Here is an 18,016-nt window from a genome sequence, read left to right on the forward strand (position 1 = left end):
AAGTGCAAATATTGGAAATTTTCGGTATAGCAGTTGCCTTATCAATCGATGCTATGGTTGTGGCACTTTGTTGGGGAGCTGTTCAGCCGACGATTAAAGCTTCGCACATATTGAAGTTTTCATTGGTTTTCGCCGCTTTTCAGGCGTTGATGCCGACTTTGGGTTGGTTTGCCGGTGGCGCCCTTTACAGCCTGATCAGCGCCTGGGACCATTGGGTCGCCTTCCTGCTTTTGTTTTTCGTGGCGGTGTCCATGATTCGTGAGGCATTTGAAAAAGGTGATGACAACGAAGAGTGTGAATGCCGCTCGATGGGTTCTGATATTGCGTGGGGAAAACTCTCGATGTTGGCCGTAGCGACCAGCCTGGATGCGTTGGCAGTCGGTTTTTCGTTTGCGATGGTCAAAACGCCTATTGCAATGCCTGCGATCGTGATCGGGGTGGTTTGCGCCATTTTGACAGCTTTGTCAATGTTGGCGGCAAGAGTATTGTCGGAAAAGGCCGCCCGACACAGCAAGAAGCTTTCTTTGTTGGGGGCGGCCGTTCTGCTTTTAATCGGCTTGCGAATTCTTTTTGAACACGGTGTGTTTGCTTAATAGCGCTCAAACATTTCTCTTAAGGCATCAATGTCATTGATGCCTTTTTTGAGAGCAAGCTGCAAAAGCACGCGTGACTTCACCGCTGACAGATTCCAGGCTGAAATCAAACCGGCATCCTCCCATTCACTCAAGCCGTTAAAAACCGGTCCGGTAAAGACGCGCGAGCTGCGAATCACGCGAACGCCCGCGGCACTGGCCCGAACTAAACCCGGGAAGACCTTATCGGGGATACAACCATTGCCGAGTCCGGCAAAAACAATACCCTTGGCACCGATGGCAACCGTCGCATCAACCAATTTATCGTCATCGTCGGCGTGGGAGATCAAAATATCAACTCTCGGGAACGATTCATCCTGTTCAAAATCCTTTACGCTGAAAGGAGTGGCCATGGTATGCGGACGAGTCGGTCGGTTGTAGTACATCACGGCATTATCAATGACAGCACCGAGTTCACCGGTGTTTAAACCGGAGAAAGTGGCAACATTGGTGGTGTTGGTTTTGGTGCTGAAGCGCGCACTGCCGATCGTGTTATTGAGCACCATCAGCACGCCCAAGCCCTTAGACTCTTCGCTTAAGGCGACCTGGAAGGCGTTATAAAGATTCAAAATGCCGTCAGCCGACAAAGCGGTTGCAGGGCGCATGGCACCGGTGATGACAACCGGTTTTTCGGTTTTTAAAATCAGATGAAGGAAATAGGCAGTTTCTTCCATGGTATCGGTTCCATGGGTAATCACCACGCCGTCAACATCATCACGGTCAACAGCCGCTTGAACGCTTCTGGCCAATTTAAGCCAAATTTCACTGGTCATGGAGCTGGAGTCAACGTGGCTGACCGCTTCTTGTTCAAGTTCAATTTTGTCTTTCAGATCAGGCAGTTGATCAAGCAGTGCATTAATGGAGAGTTCACCTAAACGGTAACCTGTTGTTTGTGTGGCAGATTCTCCGGAGCTGACAATCGTGCCGCCGGTAGACATTAAAACGATTTTCTTTTTAGCCATGGAATTCCCCTGTCAAATCAGTGACTCGTATTATGCCAAAGCTTTTTGTCGGTCTGCGTCTTTTGCATCGGGATGTCAGGCACAAATTCCGCAGATCGGTGTCTGGAAAAAAGTTTGCCAAAACGTGGATAACATTAAGAAAATGCGCTAAAATACCGCGAATTTTCGTGAAACCCTCCGAGGTTTCGTTTTTTATTGTGGCATTTGCCACGTTTACTTTATAGACACAAGAGGTAAATTAAATGGTCGTTATTCGTCTTGCTCGCGGCGGTTCTAAGAAGCGTCCTTTCTACAACATCGTTGTTACGGATTCCCGTAGCCGCCGTGACGGTCGTTTTATCGAACGCTTGGGCTACTACAACCCGATGGCTGCCGGTCAAGCCGTGAAGTTCCAAATTGCTGACGAACGTCTCACGCACTGGATCGGTCAAGGCGCTCAAATGAGTGACACGGTTGCTCGTTTGGTCAAGCAAGCCAAGAAGGCTGCTGCCTAATCGAAAATTCGGCAAACATCGTTTGCACGAAGGGCGATTCCGCTATTATTTCTCTGCGTTGCGGCAATAAAGGTCGTTCCTTTCGAGCTACTTTAAACAAACGGAATTGTGTCTACCGTTTGGGTTCGATAAGTTGAACACTTCAGCCGCGTGTATCTAAAACGCAAAGTAAAGATCGACGGAATGGCCCTTTTTCTTATCTGAAAAAAATATGTCAGCTCAACATTCTGATGATTTATTGGAAGTCGGCCGTACGGCAGGTGCCTACGGTGTGCGCGGCTGGGTCCGGGTTGTGCCTCATGGTCGGCAGGGAGACCTTCTTTTTGAAACCGACCGTTGGTGGTTTCTGCCCTATCCGAGAAAGCCCGGCGTGGCCGCTAAACAATTGACAGTTGCGGAAGTAAAGCCGCACGGTAAAGATTTTATTGCACGAATTAACGAAGTGACTACCCGTGAGGAAGCTATGGCGCTTAAGGGAAGCCTTTTGGTTGATCGTGAAGACTTGCCGCAACTTCAGGATGGCGATTTCTATGATGAAGATTTAGAAGGGTTTTGCGTCAAAAATCGATCAGGGGAAATCCTGGGTCATGTTGCGGGGATAACCGATAACGGTGCTCAGGACTTGTTGGCTGTGGAAACGGACAATGGGGACGTTTTCTACATCCCGATGGTAGACGCTTACATTGAGCTCATTGACTTGGAAGCTTCGGAAGTGATAGTCGACTGGTCCCTTGACTGGAATTAGTCGCCGGACTTCTTCGAGGTCAAATTCTTCTTTTTGAATTCACACAAGTCTTCAATGGGGCAGTGTTCACAATCGGGCTTTGCAGCTTTACAACAATATCGGCCGTGAAGCAAAAGCCAGTGGTGAGCATCCTTTTTGAATTCATCAGGAACAAATTTCACGAGCTTTTTTTCGACTTCTTCAACGGTTTTGCCCGGTGCAAAACCGGTTCGGTTGCTGACTCTGAATATGTGGGTGTCAACGGCAATTGTAGGGTGACCGAAGGCGACATTAAGCACAACATTGGCTGTCTTGCGCCCGACTCCGGGCAAACTCTCCAGTGACTCTCTGTCATCCGGAACAACACCGCCGAATTCATCCAACAGTTTCTGACTTAACGCTACGACGTGTTTGGCTTTATTTCTGTATAGACCGATGGTTTTAATGTAAGGAGTGAGTCCTTCGACTCCGAGTTTGACAATTGCCTCTGGGGTGTTGGCGACCGGGAAAAGTTCACGCGTGGCGAGGTTTACGCTTTTATCGGTTGCTTGAGCAGACAGCACCACCGCTACCAACAGTTCATAAGGATTGGTGTATTGCAATTCGCTTTGCGGATTGGGGCGAACAGCCGCCAGTCGCTTCATGATTTCATAGCGTTTGATTCGGTTCACTTTTTGACCCTCGCAAGAATATCAGCCAAGAGTGCTTTTTTCTTATCTTGGGCACTTTGCGCATTGAGCCTGGACTCACGTTCACTTTGTCGGCGCTTTTCTCTTTGGAGTTTGTCACGGTAACGTTGACGCGCCTGCATGGCACGCTCATGGCTCCAGTCAAAGGGTGCGGGCTGCATTTGTATGCAGTCAACCGGACACGTGATGACGCAAAGCGCACAACCGGTACACCACTCCGTGATCACGGCGTGAAGGCGCTTAGGAGCTCCGACGATTGCGTTGGTGGGGCAGACCGGCACGCACTTGCGGCATCCGATACACATATCCGGATTGATGTGAGAGACTTCAAGCGGTACTTCATGACCGTATTCGGGGTCAAGAGCCAAAACGGGTTTGCCTGTGACTTGTGCGAGCGCTTCAATACCTTTTTGTCCTCCCGGAGCACAACGGTTAATCGGCGCTTCGCCCATAGCGATGGCCCAGGCGTAGTTTCTGCATCCGTCGTAACCGCACTGCCGACATTGAGTCTGAGGCAGTACATCATCAATCGCGTCAATTAAGTGTTCTGACATATTCATTACCAAAAGTTTTCTGCAACGTATGTGCCGAGCTTTTCACCACGAGGAGCGGTAAAACCACGTGCTTTGAGAACTTTTTTCATTGAGTCGACAAAACCGGGATTGCCGCAAATCATTGCACGCACCCATTCAGGGGTAAAGGTAAAGCCCATTTTTTCGAATTCGCCCCTCTCGATTGCTTCAGGAATGCGTTGGGTGATTTCGCCGCATTTACACGGATCACTTTCACGTGTCGTTGCGGCAATAAAGCGAAAGTTCACCTCTCGATTTTGCTTGCGCACCGCTTCGGTGAAAGCTTCTGTGAGCGAGATATCATCACCACAGCGGGCGCAATGAACAACGACCACATTATCGAAACGTTTCCAAGGATTGTCTTTCACAACCGACAAAAAGGCAGACAGCCCCGTGCCCGAAGCAAAGCAAAAAAGCGTACCGCCTTTTTCCAGGCGTTCCGGCAGCATCAGTCCGTAAGCGGTGTCATCCAGGTAAAGGGCGTCACCGACTTTTTTCTCAAAGAGTTTCGGAGTCAGTGCTCCGTCCAAAACACGAGCGATATAGAAACTGATTTTGTCCTCATCGTGGTGGCTCGCGATGGAGTAGGGGCGCATCAGAAAGTCTTCTTCTTTTTGAGGATCAGGGGTGAGCGCAACGCCGCAGCGCACGAACTGTCCGGGCTTGAATGTGAAGCCCGCAGGCTTAGTAACGGAGAAAAACATCACGCGTTCATTGTGATGCGATATTTCCGTGATGGTGACAGTGTGTAAGGCCATATTTTGACTCTCTGATATGACAGAGCCCGCCCAGATTTGGACGGGCTCGCCGTTAATGGGTTTGTGTGTTTTATTCGGTCTTTAAATATTGACGCTTGTTGGGCACACCGTGCCACTTATCTGCATCGGCAGGACGAGGACGTTGACGGGTGATGGAAGGCCACTTCTTCGACAGCTCGGCGTTCAGGGCAATAAATTCTTCCTGTCCTTCCGGAACGTCATCTTCATGGAAAATGGCTTCTTCAGGGCATTCAGGCACGCAGACGGCACAGTCAATGCACTCGTCGGGGTCAATCACCAGAAAGTTGGGGCCGACACGGAAGCAGTCAACAGGGCACACAGCCACACAGGCCGTGTCGGTGCAGTTAATACAGGGGTCACATACTACATGAGCCACGTTTTTCTCCCTACTGAAATATATTTAATAATTTCCGAATTCTAACGCAGTTATTGTTGAAAAAGGCTAGACTAAGACCATCAGAAACCAGACGAAAGGGCGGTGCATCGTGATTATCGAGTCACTGTTGGATACCGATTTATATAAATTCACCATGATGCAGTGCGTGTTGCACCAGTTTCCCGGTGCTTCCGTTGAGTATCGATTCCGTTGTCGAAACGAAGGGATTGACCTGAGACCGTATATGGATGAAATCAAGGCAGAGGTTGATCATCTCTGCACCCTTCGCTTTAAGGATGAAGAGCTGGAGTATTTGCGTTCCCTTCGTTTTATTAAAGACGATTTTGTGGAGTTTTTGAGTCTTTTTCAGCTCAAACGCAAATACATCGACATTTCAGAAAAAGAGGGCCAACTGGCGATCACGATCAAAGGACCGTGGTTGCATACGATTTTGTTTGAAATCCCGGTGCTCGCTATTGTCAACGAAACCTATTTCCGACACGTTGCTCCGAATATTGATAAAACCGAGGGCAGGCGCAGACTCGATGCCAAGATTCAGATGATCGAAAATGAACCTGATCGGGAGTTGATTTCTATTTCCGACTTCGGCACTCGTAGACGTTTTTCGCGTGAGTGGCAAAAAGAAGTTCTCGAAACGCTCAAGGCCCGATTGCCTCACGAATTTGCGGGCACGAGCAATGTGCTTTACGCCAAAGAATTAGATCTCATTCCGATGGGAACGATGGCTCACGAGTACCTTCAGGCCTGTCAGGCATTGGGGCCCAGGCTTCGTGATTCTCAGACTTACGCCTTTGAGATGTGGGCAAAAGAGTATCGGGGTGATTTGGGGATTGCGCTTACCGATGTCTACGGGATTGAGCCTTTCTTAAAAGACTTCGATATGTATTTCTGCAAGCTTTTTGATGGCGTCAGACAGGATTCGGGTGACCCCGAAAGCTGGGGCGAGCGCATGATTGAGCACTATAAGGCTAATCGTTGTGATCCGAGAACTAAGACATTTATTTTTTCAGACAGTCTTACCTTTGATCGTCTCATCAGGCTGTTCAGACGCTTTAAAGGGCGCGTGAAATTAGGCTTTGGTGTCGGCACCAATCTCACCAATGATTTGGGACCTGAGCCGCTTAACATTGTTATCAAAATGGTTCGAGCCAATGGTCAGCCTGTGGCAAAAATTTCCGATACACCGGGCAAGAGCCTGTGTGATGATCCGAGTTATTTGGCCTACTTGAAACAAGTTTTCGGCATGACTGATAAGAAATAGCGGAAAAATTAAACCTAAAAGGGCAAAAGTCTTATACAATCGAATAAATTAACGTAGATCAATAAAAATAAGGAAATTAACAAATGATCCAAAAACTGCTGTTAGGGGCGTGTTTGGCTGTCTCTCCAGTGTTGGCCAATGCGGCCGGCCTCAATGGTGCGGAACTGTCCATGATCTGGGCGGTGCCTTTTGCCGGGATTTTGTTGAGTATCGCCCTTTGCCCGTTGCTGGTTCCTCATTTCTGGCATAACCATTTCGGTAAGGTGGCTGTTGCCTGGGGACTTTTGTGTGCCGTTCCGCTTTACATTGTCTATGGCACAACCACTGCAACAGGGGCTATCGCCCACGCCATCATCGGTGACTATATTCCGTTCATTATTTTCGTGGGTGCGCTCTTCGTTGTGGCAGGCGGGATTCATATCCGCTCTTCCTTTGAAGGCACGCCGCTCATGAATGCAGGGTTTCTCTTTGCCGGTGCGATGCTTGCCAATGTGATGGGCACAACGGGTGCGGCGATGCTCATTATTCGCCCGTTACTTGAGGCCAATAAAAACCGCAAGTACCGCATGCATACGTTTATTTTCTTTATTTTCCTCGTGGCCAATATCGGCGGCAGTCTGACTCCGCTCGGTGACCCGCCGCTCTTTTTGGGCTTTTTGCGCGGAGTGGATTTCTTCTGGACGACTCAGCATCTGTTCTTGCCGATGATCTCCACCGTGCTCTTTTTGCTGTTGATTTACGTGATTTTGGATACGATCGTCTATAAAAAAGAAGATCAGAAAACCATTCACTTTAAGGAAAAGGAACCCTTTAAGGTCGAAGGTGCGATCAATATCGTCTTCCTGGCCGGTATTGTCGGAAGCATGCTTTTGTCGGGCTTTTGGAAGTCGGGCATCTCGTTTGAAGTGCTTCACGTTCAATTGACGCTCGAATCCATCATTCGTGACGTTCTCTTTTTAACCTTTGCCGGGTTGAGTTTGGCCTTTACACCTAAAGTGGCGCGTGAAGGCAATCAATTCTCCTGGGATCCGATTTTGGAAGTCGGCAAACTCTTTTTCGGCATCTTCTGCTGTATCGTACCGGTGCTTGAAATGTTGCGTGCAGGCCACAACGGTGCTTTTGCTCCGCTGGTTGCCTTGGTGACCAATGCTGACGGCACGTTTAATAACCATATGTTCTTCTGGCTGGCCGGCTCGTTGTCATCTTTCCTGGATAATGCACCGACGTACCTCGCCTTCTTTAACTTGGCGGGCGGCGATCCCATGTTATTGATGAATGAAGACTCGCATACCTTGATGGCGATCTCCATGGGTTCTGTCTTCATGGGCGCCATGACCTATATCGGTAATGCGCCAAACTTTATGACGATCTCGATCGTTCAAGAACGCGGCGTGAAGATGCCGAGTTTCTTCGGTTACATGGTTTGGTCCGTCGGTATCCTTGTTCCGACCTTCTTCCTGATGAATATGTTCTTCATCTAAGACGACAGGATTGCTGTTATCCAAAAAGCCTCGGGTAGCCCCCGGGGCTTTTCATTGGTTTTTAGTGCAGAGAAAAATAGTTAGATGCAAAAGTATCTCAAAATGCTAAAATCTGCGCAATTTCAATGATCTAAACAATACCTGAAGGACAATGAGCCCTCAAAACGGACAATTTTTTCATGGCAGAAACTATCAATTTCGCTTCTTTCGGTTTGCATGAATCCATCATGCGGGCCATTTCAGAGATGGGTTACGAAACCCCGACACCGATTCAGGCACAGGCCGTTCCGTTGGTCCTGGCCGGTTTTGACGTGATGGGGGCGGCACAAACGGGTACCGGCAAAACAGCCAGTTTCGGTTTACCCCTTCTGGAGCGATTGATACCGACGGCCAATACCAGTATGTCGCCTGCTCGTCACCCCGTGCGGGCCTTGGTTCTGACTCCCACTCGAGAGCTCGCCGATCAGGTACACGATAACCTGCAAAGTTACGCCAAATACACGGGGCTGCGTACGGCCTGTGTTTTCGGCGGCGTGGATATTCATACTCAACAGGACGCTTTGCGTCGGGGCGTGGAAGTACTCGTGGCAACGCCCGGTCGATTACTAGATCATGTCGAGCAGCGCAACACGTCCCTGACTCAAGTGCAGATCGTGGTTCTCGATGAGGCCGACCGGATGCTTGACATGGGCTTTTTGCCCGATATTTCCAGAATTCTGAAACTGTTGCCAGTGAAGCGTCAGAGCCTGATGTTTTCGGCCACGTTTTCTCCGGACATTAAAAAACTTGCGGCTAACTTTTTAAATAATCCGAAATTGGTTGAAGTGGCCAGAGAAAATTCCGCAGCCAAGACCATCACACAACGCCTCTACGAAGTGCACGACTCTGAAAAGGTTGATGCACTTTTGGACTTGCTCGACGATGAAATCAGTGAAGACGCCAAAAATATTTTGGTTTTCGTCAATTCCAAAATCGGGTGCCGTCGATTGGCCCGCACACTGACTCAATACGGTATTGAAGCCGATGCCATTCATGGGGATAAGACCCAGGAAGAACGAATCAAGACGCTTGAGGCTTTCAAGAGCGGAAAACTGAAAGTTTTGGTTGCAACCGATGTTGCGGCTCGCGGGTTGGACATTGCAGATTTGCCCGTCGTGATTAATTACGATGTGCCCTTTAATGCAGAGGACTATGTGCACCGCATTGGACGAACGGGACGTGCGGGTATGAAGGGGCTTGCCTTGACATTGATGTGCCCGGGAGCTGATGAAAAAAATGTTTCGGCTATTGAGTCACTGATCAAAGAGCGTTTCAAGCGTGTGCGTCTGGATGTTTCGCCACATAAGAGACCCGGCAGAGGCCCCAGAAAAGTTTATACGCCGCCGCCCGTGTCGCCTGTCAATACCGATCCTTTCTTTGACGAGCCCTATGTGCCGAGCCAGCCTGCTTCAGAGCCTGCGGCAGAGTCGGCAAAAGTCGACACTCGTCCGGATACAAAGAAAAAACCTCGGGTTGCTGCCTTATTGGGCGGGTTGATGCGCCGTTAAGGTCTTTTTCCCAATCGGAGCGCACGATTTTTCGTGCGCTGTTTTAATTTTGTCAAATATCGTCACAATTGTCTTTTCCTTTTTTTACAATCGCCACCTACAATCAGGTATTGTTCAATAACTGCTGGCTCATTGAGTCTTTCTTCTGAATCAGGGAAAGGCTTGAGTTGATATAACGAATTGGCTGGGGTGCACTATGTCTGAAGAAAAACAAGCCGACAGTCTGCTTGCGCGGCAGATGGCGATCCCTCTGTACGGCGATAAAAAACTTTTCACTGGAGAGTCTCGTTTGGCGCACGCCGATGGCATGGCCAACATCGTGCGCGGAATCCGTGACGACGAGGAACTGATTTCTGCCTGTTATCTGTTTGCTGTTCATGACTGTCTGCCCAATCCTGAAGAATGGCTGAAAAATAATTTCGGCTCCGGTGTGGCTGAATTGGTCAATGAGTTGCATCGTCTCATTGAGTTAAACGGCAAAACACGTCTGATGCCGGCCGAAGACTCTGAAAAAGTTGCCGATAAACTCATGCTCAAAGCTCAGGATGCGCTTTTGAGAAAAATGGTCTTGGCGATGTGCCGGGATTTGCGTGTGGTGATTTTGAGATTATCGAGTCGACTGCAGACCTTGCGCTACTACGCCATGAAAAAGGATGATCCCCAGGGCGCAAAGACCTACGGTGCCGATACATTGGCTCTTTATGCGCCGCTTGCAAACCGTTTGGGTATTTGGCAGATTAAGTGGGAACTTGAAGACCTTTCCCTGCGATTTACTAAGCCCGATATCTACAACGAAATTGCCCGTCAATTGGATGAGAGCCGTGAGGCGCGTTTGGCTTTCATGCGTGATGCCGTCGATAAGATCAAATTGATGCTCGCGCAAAAAGGAATCGAGGCAGAAGTTTCCGGCCGTCCCAAACATATTTATTCCATCTACAAGAAGATGGAAAGAAAACATCTGCGCTTTGATCAGCTCTATGACGTGCGCGCCCTTCGTATCATTGTCCAAACGGTTGAGCAGTGCTACGAGGTACTGTCGATTGTGCAGGAAAATTTCCGAGGCGTGAGCTCCGAATACGACGACTACATTTCCAATCCTAAGCCCAACGGCTATCGCTCGTTGCATACGGTGATCCTGGACGGCAGAGATCGCCCGATCGAAATTCAGATCAGAACGCGTGCCATGCATGAATATAACGAGTTGGGCATGGCCGCTCACTGGCGCTATAAAGAAGCGGGCAATTCGGAAAAGAGTAATCAAAGCACGGAAGATCAGAAAGTCGCCTGGCTGCGCCAACTCTTGGCTTGGAGCAGTGACGTTAAACCTGAAAGTCCACAGGGAGTTGAAGACGATCACGTCTACGTCCTCACTCCTCAGGGACGAGTGGTTGAGATGCGAACGGGGGCCACGCCGATTGACTTTGCCTATCACTTGCACAGCGAACTCGGTCACCGTTGCCGGGGAGCCAAAGTTAACGGCCAGATGGTTCCGCTTAACTACAAACTCAAAACCGGTGAGACGGTTGAAATCGTTGCGGCCAAAGAAGGAGGCCCGAGCCGCGATTGGCTTAATCCGGAATTGGGCTTCGTTGTCACGAATCGCGCCCGAGGTAAAGTGCGGCAATGGTTTAATCAGAAAGCCGTTGAAGAGATGGTCAACGCCGGTCGCGACATCATCGAAAAAGACCTTGCACGCTTGGGTAAAAGCACCTTTAAGCTTGAGGAATTGGCCAAGCGCTTGGGCTACGACACGGTTGAAGATCTTTACGTCGGAGCCGCAAAAGAAGACTTTGGGTTTAAGAGTATCGAAAAGGCTTTAAAGCCCAAAGAGGAAGAGAAAAAAGAAATTTTCACTTCCAAATCCAAGGCCGAGTCCGCCAAGAGCCAAGTGTTGGTTGTCGGTGTGGATTCGCTTTTGACGCAGCTTGCGCGTTGTTGTCATCCGGCCCCTCCTGATAAGATTGTGGGCTTTGTGACACGCGGAAGAGGAGTGACCATTCACCGTGCGGATTGCCCCAATATTCGTCACTTGGATGAAAAGGGACAGGAAAGACTGATTGAGGTCAGTTGGGGTAATGCCGAAGGGGCTGTCTTCCCGGTGGAAGTGCTTGTAGTGGGTCAGAACCTTCCGGGGCTTTTGAAAGATATGAGCGAAATTTTCATGAAAGAAAAAATCGCCATCATCGGCATGAATTCCCAAGTCGTCAAAGGCGATATGCATTGGCGCTTTAATGTGGAAATTTCTCAAGCCGATTCTCTCAAGAGAACGCTCAAGGCGATCGGAGACCTGCCGGGTGTCTATATTGCTCGTCGAACCTAAAAAGGAAGTGTTATGAAGGTTTCTGAAAAGATGTATCGATTTCTTGAGCAGTTCCTGCGCTGTCTCATCTATGTGGGAATCGGTCATACGGCTTTTGAGGTGGTGACGATTTGGCGCACGCCTGAGGTGTCGGACTTTTGGTACTACGGATTAGCAGTGCCGGGGCTGTATTATCTCGTTGCGGTTGTCGTATTGACACTGTTTATCATGTTCGTTAAAAAGTAGTCATCCGAATTGGATTTCCGAACCAAACAAAAGCGGCCTTTCGGGCCGCTTTTGCGTGACAGAGTCAGTGATTAATTGACTTTCTTATCGGAGAGCTTAGGCAGGCAGTGCATCACCACCATCAAGGCCAAGGCGATCAAGGCGATGGCAAGGATGAGTTGCAAGCCGTCAACCATGAACACAAACGTGCCGTTGGCAAGCGTGCCGAAGATGCGCCACACCGACATACCCAAAGCGGTCATCGTGACACAGAACATGATGGTCATCGGGATGTAGAGCATGTAGCCCTTGCGACCCGTAGCCTTCAGGAATACGGCCAAGCTTGTGAGCACCAAAGCCGAGAGCAATTGGTTAGCAGAACCGAAGAGCGGCCAAATGCTCATGTAACCGGCCAAGCACAGGAGGTAACTCAACACAAGGGTGAGCGTCGTCGCAAAGACGGGGTTCGTAAAGAGTTTTTGCACGCCGTTCTTTTCAACGCCTTCGGGCGGCGTGAAGAGTTCCTGCAGGCTCATACGACCGATACGGGCTACGGCGTCAACACTCGTTAAAGCCAAAGCCGAAACGCACATCGTCATGATGCAGGCGCTCACTTCAGTGGGCAAACCGAAGATATCGGTGAGGAACGAGGCAATGGAGTTCGAGAACAGTTGGAAGGGCGTGCCTGAAGGCAACACACCGTCAGTAGCGGCTGCGCAGACCACAATCAAAGCCACTACACCCAAAACCGTTTCCACGCACATGGAGCCGTAACCGACCAGACGCATGTCTTTTTCATTGGCAATCATCTTAGAAGACGTGCCCGAAGAAACAAGGCTGTGGAAACCGGAAACAGCACCGCAGGCAATCGTGACAAACAACATCGGGAAGAGATCCAGTCCCTTGACTTCAAAGCCGACGAATGCGGGCATGTTGATGTCGGGGTTTTTGATAAAGACACCGATCACGCCACCCAAAATCATGCCGATTAACAGGAACATACTGAGGTAGTCACGCGGTTGCTTCAAAAGCCACATCGGCATGACGGCTGCGCAGAAAAGGTAGGCAAAAACCACATAGCGCCACGTCACGGCATCGGCATAGAGCGGATTGGCAATACCGATCCAGAGCATCAGAACCATCAGGATGATACCGACAATGAGTTGTTCGGTTCCGTTGGGTTTTCTGTACTTAAGGTACAGGCCGAAAGCAACAGCCACGAACATGTAAAGGATGGAAATGGAGGCGGCAGCAGCGTTAGGCATAATTTCGGCGCCTTGAGCGGTGTAGCCGTTAAAGGTGTTGGCGACGATGTCGCAGAAAGCCGAAATCACCAAAAGCGTGAAAAGCCAGCAAAAGAGCAGGAACAATTGACGACCCGTGCGGCCGATGTATTGTTCGATCATCATCCCCATCGATTTGCCGCCGTTTTTCACGGACGCATACAGGGCAGTAAAGTCTTGTACGGCGCCGAAGAAGATACAACCGAAAATCATCCAAAGGGTAGCGGGCAGCCAACCGAACATGGCGGCAATAATCGGACCGGTAACCGGGCCTGCCCCCGTGATGGAGGTAAATTGGTGAGAGAAGACAGTCCACTTGTTGGTGGGGACAAAGTCGTTGCCGTCATTTTTGAGCTGAGCCGGTGTCTTGGCATCGGCATCAGTACCCCAAGTGTTCTCCAGCCACCGTGCATAAAAACGGTAACCGACAAAAAGGGCAACGATTGTACAAGCCATTAAGATTAACCCATTCATCGTTTTAAGTCCTATTAGTTAAGAGAATCAAGAAAAAGTTATACATACAAAAAGGCCGCCTTTTCAGAGGCCCGATTTATCGGGCTTGAAACGGGCGGCCTGATAAATCGGGGAGTGTCAAATTCGCAATCGAATGACTTCAGCCAAATTTTTCACGCCTTCTCTAATTCGTTCCGGATCAACCGTCACGAACGAGAGTCGGAAGTGATTCTTTTCAACCGCAGAACCGGCATAGAAGGCTTCACCGGGTACGTAAGCGACCTTGTGTGCAAGGGCATCGCGAGCCATTTCAGTGGCGTCCATCTTTTCAGGCAAGGTTACCCAGATGAACATACCGGCAGTCGGATGCGTCCACGTGACGCCTTCGGGCATGAATTCTTCAAGTGCGTCAAGCATGGCCTTGGCATGGGTCTTATAGCGCTCACGAACGCTCGGCAGATGGTGAACAAGCAAATCTTCACTGAAGACCTGAGCCGAGATCAGTTGCGTGAAGGTAGCGGTATGCAAGTCCATTGCCTGCTTCATCTGAGCGATCTTATCGAGTACATCAGCAGGAGCGATGACATAGCCTAAGCGGAAGCCCGGGGCGAGGATCTTTGAGAGCGTGCCCAAGCGGATGACGCGCTCCGGCGCCCATTGACGAAGTGAGGCGGGCGGCTGTTGGTCGTACCAAAGTTCACCGTACGGATCATCTTCAACCAAAAGCATGTCGTACTCACGAGCCTTTTCACACAAAAGTTTGCGTCTTTCTTCAGAAATCGTGAGCCCCGTCGGATTGCTGGCCGTCGGCATGACGTAGGCAAATTTCGCACCGCGGCAAACCTCTTCGGTGAACGCGGCAGGATTGAGGCCTTCGGTGTCACACGGCAGGCTCACGTATTCGGGTTCACAAAGATCAAAGGCCTGCAGCGCTCCCATGTAGGTAGGCGATTCCACAAGAACCTTGTCGCCTTTGTCGATGAAAATACGGGCAATCAAATCCAGGGCCTGTTGGCTGCCCGAGACAATCTGAACTTGTTCAAATTCGGTGGGAATGCCTTTTTGCGTTTCACGGCGGGCGATTTCGCGACGAAGAGCAATTTCCCCTTCAACCATGGAATATTGCAAAGCGTGCTTGCCTTCTTTGGCGATTACTGTTTGACAGGCTTTGGCAATTTCATCAAGAGGAAAACCTTCAGGGGAAGGCAGACCGCCTGCAAAGGAAATGACGCCGGCGGGTAACTTCAATAAATCACGAATTACTGAACTGGACGGTTTGGAGGCGAGTGTTGACCAACGCGGAGTCGGTTCCTGCACTGTAGACATTTGTTATCTCCTTTTTATTGTTTTTTTTCATTTTCTCAAATTGTCTACAAATGTTTATAAGTCAAAAACCTTAGCTGAGCCACGAAGTTTGCTGAAAATAAGTGCCTCTGCTTAGTCGGAATCCCGGAATTGATTCATTTCTAAGTAAAAAGTCGTAGAAACAAAAAAAGCCGTCGATCACCAAGACAATCGACGGCTATCCGAGAGGTCGGGTGGTTAAATCAACAGATCAGCCAACCGTTTTTGTTTCGGTTCGGCGTGGCGTTTTTCGAAAATATCCGTCCAACGAGCCACTTGAATTCTGACCTGACGGGGTGCAGTGGCACCGACGTGGTCGCGGGCAGCAACGCTGGATTCAAGCTTCAAAGCTTTTTCATAGACGTCTTCTTCGATCAGGTCGCTGAAGCTCTTTAATTCTTCAAGGCTCAATTCGGCCAAATCGCAGCCTCGGTTACTGGCAAGTTTCACTACAGAACCGACAACGTCGTGAGCTTCACGGAAGGGCAGACCCTTCTTCGTGAGGTAGTCAGCAAGGTCGGTTGCTGTCGGGTAACCGGCCTGAGCGGCCTTTTTCATTTCTTCGCGGTTCGGTGTGACACCGGGCATCATTTCGATGAAGGCACGAAGCGTGTCTTTGACCGTATCGATGGCATCAAAGACCGGTTCCTTGTCTTCTTGCGTGTCTTTGGCGTATGCCAAGGGCAAGCCCTTCATCAAAACCGTCAGACTGATGAGGTCACCGGCCACACGACCGGCCTTGCCGCGAGCGGTTTCGGCTACGTCGGGATTTTTCTTTTGCGGCATGATGGAAGAACCCGTGGTGAAGCGATCAGGCAGCATCATGAAGCGGAAGCGTTGGCTCATCCAATAGATCAACTCTTCGGATAAGCGCGAAATGTGCATCATGATAAGGGATGCGGCAGCCGTGAATTCAATGCAGAAGTCACGATCGCTCACAGCATCCAACGAATTTTGCATGACGGCTTCAAAGCCCAACAATTCTGCCGAGTAGTTGCGGTCGATCGGATAGGTGGTACCGGCCAAGGCAGCAGCACCCAAGGGAGATTGATTGACGCGGCGGCGCAAGTCAATTAAGCGCGTTCTGTCGCGTTCAAACATTTCCACATAGGCCAAAAGATGATGGCCGAGCGTGACGGGCTGCGCAACCTGCATGTGCGTGAAGCCCGGCATGATCGTGTCGGTTTCATTGGCTGCAAGGTGAACGAGAACTTCCTGCAGCTCGCAGACCAAGTCGGTGATCGTGTCAATTTCTTCGCGCATGTAAAGGCGCATATCAGTGGCCACCTGGTCATTGCGGGAGCGGCCCGTGTGCAAACGTTTACCGGCATCGCCCACCAATTGAGTCAGTCTGGCTTCAACATTCAAATGGACGTCTTCAAGTTCGAGTTTCCATTCAAATTTGCCGGACTTGATTTCTTCAATAATCTGCTTCATGCCGCGTTTGATGTCGGCCAAGTCCTGATCGTGCAAAACACCGCACTTATTCATCATCGTGGCGTGAGCGATGGAGCCGGCGATGTCGGCCAAAGCCATGCGCTTGTCAAAATCAACGCTTGCCGTGTAACGGAGAACAAAATCGGCAACGGGTTCGGAGAAGCGGCCCGACCAGGCTTTTTTCTTTTGTGCTAACGGATCAAGATGTTCGGTGGCAACAGTAGTCATTTGTTTATGGACCTTCTTTTGATGAGATGATGCCGCCATTGTACGCAAAACAGAGCAAAACGAGCTTGAAGAATGATTAAAATTTGTTTTTTCTACGTAAAAATGCTAATAAAATCAATGTACTAGGCTTCATATTGTCGACAAAACCAAGAATTTTGTCATCATTTTTTGGGTATTTGGACAAAGAATATGACAGTACAATACTTTCTCAGCTCTTTTTAAGAAAAAGGTGAGAAAATCGCCCCTCATCTATAACGCATGGAAGAAAAATGTCGGACAAGATTATTATCGCCACCCGTGAAAGTCCTCTGGCCTTGTGGCAGGCCGAGCATGTGCAGGATTTGCTGAGCAAACGTTACCCTGCAAAAAATGTTGAACTTTTGGGTATTACTACTAAAGGCGATCGCATTTTGGATAAAACGCTCTCAAAAATCGGCGGTAAAGGGCTTTTTGTTAAAGAGCTCGAGACGGCGATGCAAGAGGGCGAAGCTCACTTGGCAGTTCACTCATTGAAAGACGTCCCGATGCAGTTGCCCGAAGGCTTTGTGTTGGCAGCCGTGAGCACTCGCGAGGACCCGAGAGATGCTTTTGTCAGCAGTCGCTACGAAACGCTTGAGAGCATGCCTGCCGGAGCGGTGGTCGGCACGGCAAGCCTGCGCCGCGAACTCATGCTTCGATCCAAATTTCCTCATCTGATTGTCAAACCCGTGCGCGGCAATGTCGGCACTCGTTTGAAGAAACTCGATAGCGGTGAGTTTGATGCACTGATCATGGCCAGTGCCGGTTTAAAGCGTTTGGGGCTGGAGAGCCGCATTCGTGAAATCATCAGCGATGAAATTTCACTGCCCAGTCCGGGCCAAGGGGCATTGGGTATCGAATGCCTTGAAACAGATACCGAAACCCGTCAAACGGTGGCTTTTATCAATGATGAAAAAACACGTGCCTGCTGCCTTGCTGAAAGAGCCGTCAGCCGTGCTTTAGGTGGCTCCTGTCAGGTTCCCTTGGCTGCTTATGCAACCATTGATGAAGAAGGGATGATGAGACTGCGTGCTCTGGTCGGAGACCATACCACAGGGGAAACCGCTTACACAGAACAAAAAGGACCGTGGAGTCAATCTCAGGAATTGGCACAAAAAGCGGTTCAGGCTCTTTTAGACCAGGGCGCTCAGCGTTATATTGAAAAATTATTGAGTATTCAATGAGGCTCAA

The 18,016-nt window shown here is 49.7% G+C and carries 17 protein-coding genes; 9 read left to right on the forward strand and 8 right to left on the reverse strand.

The features are described from left to right. The first annotated feature begins 2 nt into the window (after positions 1 to 2). Entirely contained in the window at positions 3 to 593 is a 591-nt protein-coding gene (locus H5985_RS06220) for a manganese efflux pump (RefSeq protein WP_205050451.1), read from the forward strand. Here the strand turns inward: H5985_RS06220 and H5985_RS06225 are convergent. Then, positions 590 to 1,594, reverse strand: a complete 1,005-nt coding sequence (locus H5985_RS06225) for an asparaginase (protein WP_205050452.1) — start codon at positions 1,592 to 1,594, stop codon at positions 590 to 592. The two genes, H5985_RS06220 and H5985_RS06225, sit on opposite strands and share 4 nt — an antisense overlap. A gap of 242 nt (positions 1,595 to 1,836) precedes the next feature. On the opposite strand from H5985_RS06225, the gene rpsP reads away from it, so the two are divergent. Together rpsP and rimM are read left to right on the forward strand one after the other, a co-directional pair. Beyond that, positions 1,837 to 2,088 carry a 30S ribosomal protein S16 gene (rpsP, locus tag H5985_RS06230; RefSeq protein ID WP_205050453.1) on the forward strand — a complete coding sequence of 84 codons (252 nt, stop codon included), beginning with the start codon at positions 1,837 to 1,839 and terminating at the stop codon, positions 2,086 to 2,088. Between the two features lie 211 nt (positions 2,089 to 2,299). Next, a complete protein-coding gene (gene rimM, locus H5985_RS06235) occupies positions 2,300 to 2,833 on the forward strand; it encodes a ribosome maturation factor RimM (protein ID WP_205050454.1) in 534 nt (177 codons plus the stop codon). Here the strand turns inward: rimM and nth are convergent. The 4 genes from nth to fdxA form a co-directional block, all read right to left on the reverse strand. Next, a complete protein-coding gene (nth, locus tag H5985_RS06240; protein WP_205050455.1) occupies positions 2,830 to 3,483 on the reverse strand; it encodes an endonuclease III in 654 nt (217 codons plus the stop codon). The genes rimM and nth overlap by 4 nt on opposite strands. Next, positions 3,480 to 4,055, reverse strand: coding sequence for an RnfABCDGE type electron transport complex subunit B (locus H5985_RS06245; RefSeq protein WP_205050456.1), 576 nt, complete (start codon positions 4,053 to 4,055; stop codon positions 3,480 to 3,482). The genes nth and H5985_RS06245 overlap by 4 nt, the downstream gene beginning before the upstream one ends. 5 nt (positions 4,056 to 4,060) lie before the next feature. Beyond that, entirely contained in the window at positions 4,061 to 4,831 is a 771-nt protein-coding gene (locus H5985_RS06250) for a ferredoxin--NADP reductase (RefSeq protein WP_205050457.1), read from the reverse strand. Between the two features lie 70 nt (positions 4,832 to 4,901). Then, complete coding sequence (gene fdxA / locus H5985_RS06255) at positions 4,902 to 5,228, reverse strand: ferredoxin FdxA (protein ID WP_022473264.1); 327 nt, start codon at positions 5,226 to 5,228, stop codon at positions 4,902 to 4,904. Positions 5,229 to 5,337: 109 nt separating this feature from the next. On the opposite strand from fdxA, the gene pncB reads away from it, so the two are divergent. The 5 genes from pncB to H5985_RS06280 all read left to right on the forward strand — a co-directional run bounded on the left by pncB (position 5,338) and on the right by H5985_RS06280 (position 12,083). Continuing rightward, a complete protein-coding gene (gene pncB / locus H5985_RS06260; protein ID WP_205050458.1) occupies positions 5,338 to 6,510 on the forward strand; it encodes a nicotinate phosphoribosyltransferase in 1,173 nt (390 codons plus the stop codon). 83 nt (positions 6,511 to 6,593) lie between these two features. Beyond that, positions 6,594 to 7,991: a sodium:proton antiporter gene (locus H5985_RS06265; RefSeq protein ID WP_205050459.1), complete on the forward strand. Its 1,398-nt coding sequence runs from the start codon at positions 6,594 to 6,596 to the stop codon at positions 7,989 to 7,991. Positions 7,992 to 8,170: 179 nt separating this feature from the next. Continuing rightward, on the forward strand, positions 8,171 to 9,538 hold the full coding sequence (locus tag H5985_RS06270) for a DEAD/DEAH box helicase (RefSeq protein WP_205050460.1): 1,368 nt from the start codon (positions 8,171 to 8,173) through the stop codon (positions 9,536 to 9,538). Between the two features lie 196 nt (positions 9,539 to 9,734). Beyond that, on the forward strand, positions 9,735 to 11,858 hold the full coding sequence (locus tag H5985_RS06275) for a RelA/SpoT family protein (RefSeq protein ID WP_205050461.1): 2,124 nt from the start codon (positions 9,735 to 9,737) through the stop codon (positions 11,856 to 11,858). Positions 11,859 to 11,870: 12 nt separating this feature from the next. Further along, on the forward strand, positions 11,871 to 12,083 hold the full coding sequence (locus tag H5985_RS06280) for a hypothetical protein (RefSeq protein WP_205050462.1): 213 nt from the start codon (positions 11,871 to 11,873) through the stop codon (positions 12,081 to 12,083). 71 nt (positions 12,084 to 12,154) lie between these two features. On the opposite strand, the gene H5985_RS06285 is transcribed toward H5985_RS06280, so the two are convergent. From H5985_RS06285 to argH, 3 genes are all read right to left on the reverse strand, one after another. Next, positions 12,155 to 13,819 carry a carbon starvation CstA family protein gene (locus H5985_RS06285; protein ID WP_205050463.1) on the reverse strand — a complete coding sequence of 555 codons (1,665 nt, stop codon included), beginning with the start codon at positions 13,817 to 13,819 and terminating at the stop codon, positions 12,155 to 12,157. 117 nt (positions 13,820 to 13,936) lie between these two features. Beyond that, a complete protein-coding gene (locus H5985_RS06290; protein WP_205050464.1) occupies positions 13,937 to 15,124 on the reverse strand; it encodes an aminotransferase-like domain-containing protein in 1,188 nt (395 codons plus the stop codon). 216 nt (positions 15,125 to 15,340) lie between these two features. Then, a complete protein-coding gene (gene argH, locus H5985_RS06295; protein ID WP_205050465.1) occupies positions 15,341 to 16,807 on the reverse strand; it encodes an argininosuccinate lyase in 1,467 nt (488 codons plus the stop codon). A 269-nt stretch (positions 16,808 to 17,076) separates the two neighbouring features. Between argH and hemC the strand changes: the two genes are divergently transcribed. Then, positions 17,077 to 18,009 (forward strand): hydroxymethylbilane synthase, encoded by a 933-nt coding sequence (gene hemC / locus H5985_RS06300; RefSeq protein ID WP_205050466.1) that lies wholly within the window; start codon positions 17,077 to 17,079, stop codon positions 18,007 to 18,009. Positions 18,010 to 18,016: the final 7 nt, after the last annotated feature.

Source organism: Parasutterella secunda (genome assembly GCF_016901835.1).
Lineage (GTDB): Bacteria > Pseudomonadota > Gammaproteobacteria > Burkholderiales > Burkholderiaceae_F > Aphodousia > Aphodousia faecavium.

Coding starts and splice junctions, on each gene's coding strand:
- H5985_RS06285 (WP_205050463.1), bottom strand. CDS start 13,819: ATGAATGGGTTAATCTTAATGGCTTGTACAATCGTTGCCCTTTTTGTC.
- argH (WP_205050465.1), bottom strand. CDS start 16,807: ATGACTACTGTTGCCACCGAACATCTTGATCCGTTAGCACAAAAGAAA.
- rpsP (WP_205050453.1), top strand. CDS start 1,837: ATGGTCGTTATTCGTCTTGCTCGCGGCGGTTCTAAGAAGCGTCCTTTC.
- H5985_RS06245 (WP_205050456.1), bottom strand. CDS start 4,055: ATGTCAGAACACTTAATTGACGCGATTGATGATGTACTGCCTCAGACT.
- H5985_RS06270 (WP_205050460.1), top strand. CDS start 8,171: ATGGCAGAAACTATCAATTTCGCTTCTTTCGGTTTGCATGAATCCATC.
- rimM (WP_205050454.1), top strand. CDS start 2,300: ATGTCAGCTCAACATTCTGATGATTTATTGGAAGTCGGCCGTACGGCA.
- H5985_RS06265 (WP_205050459.1), top strand. CDS start 6,594: ATGATCCAAAAACTGCTGTTAGGGGCGTGTTTGGCTGTCTCTCCAGTG.
- H5985_RS06280 (WP_205050462.1), top strand. CDS start 11,871: ATGAAGGTTTCTGAAAAGATGTATCGATTTCTTGAGCAGTTCCTGCGC.
- H5985_RS06250 (WP_205050457.1), bottom strand. CDS start 4,831: ATGGCCTTACACACTGTCACCATCACGGAAATATCGCATCACAATGAA.
- H5985_RS06225 (WP_205050452.1), bottom strand. CDS start 1,594: ATGGCTAAAAAGAAAATCGTTTTAATGTCTACCGGCGGCACGATTGTC.
- H5985_RS06275 (WP_205050461.1), top strand. CDS start 9,735: ATGTCTGAAGAAAAACAAGCCGACAGTCTGCTTGCGCGGCAGATGGCG.
- H5985_RS06290 (WP_205050464.1), bottom strand. CDS start 15,124: ATGTCTACAGTGCAGGAACCGACTCCGCGTTGGTCAACACTCGCCTCC.
- hemC (WP_205050466.1), top strand. CDS start 17,077: ATGTCGGACAAGATTATTATCGCCACCCGTGAAAGTCCTCTGGCCTTG.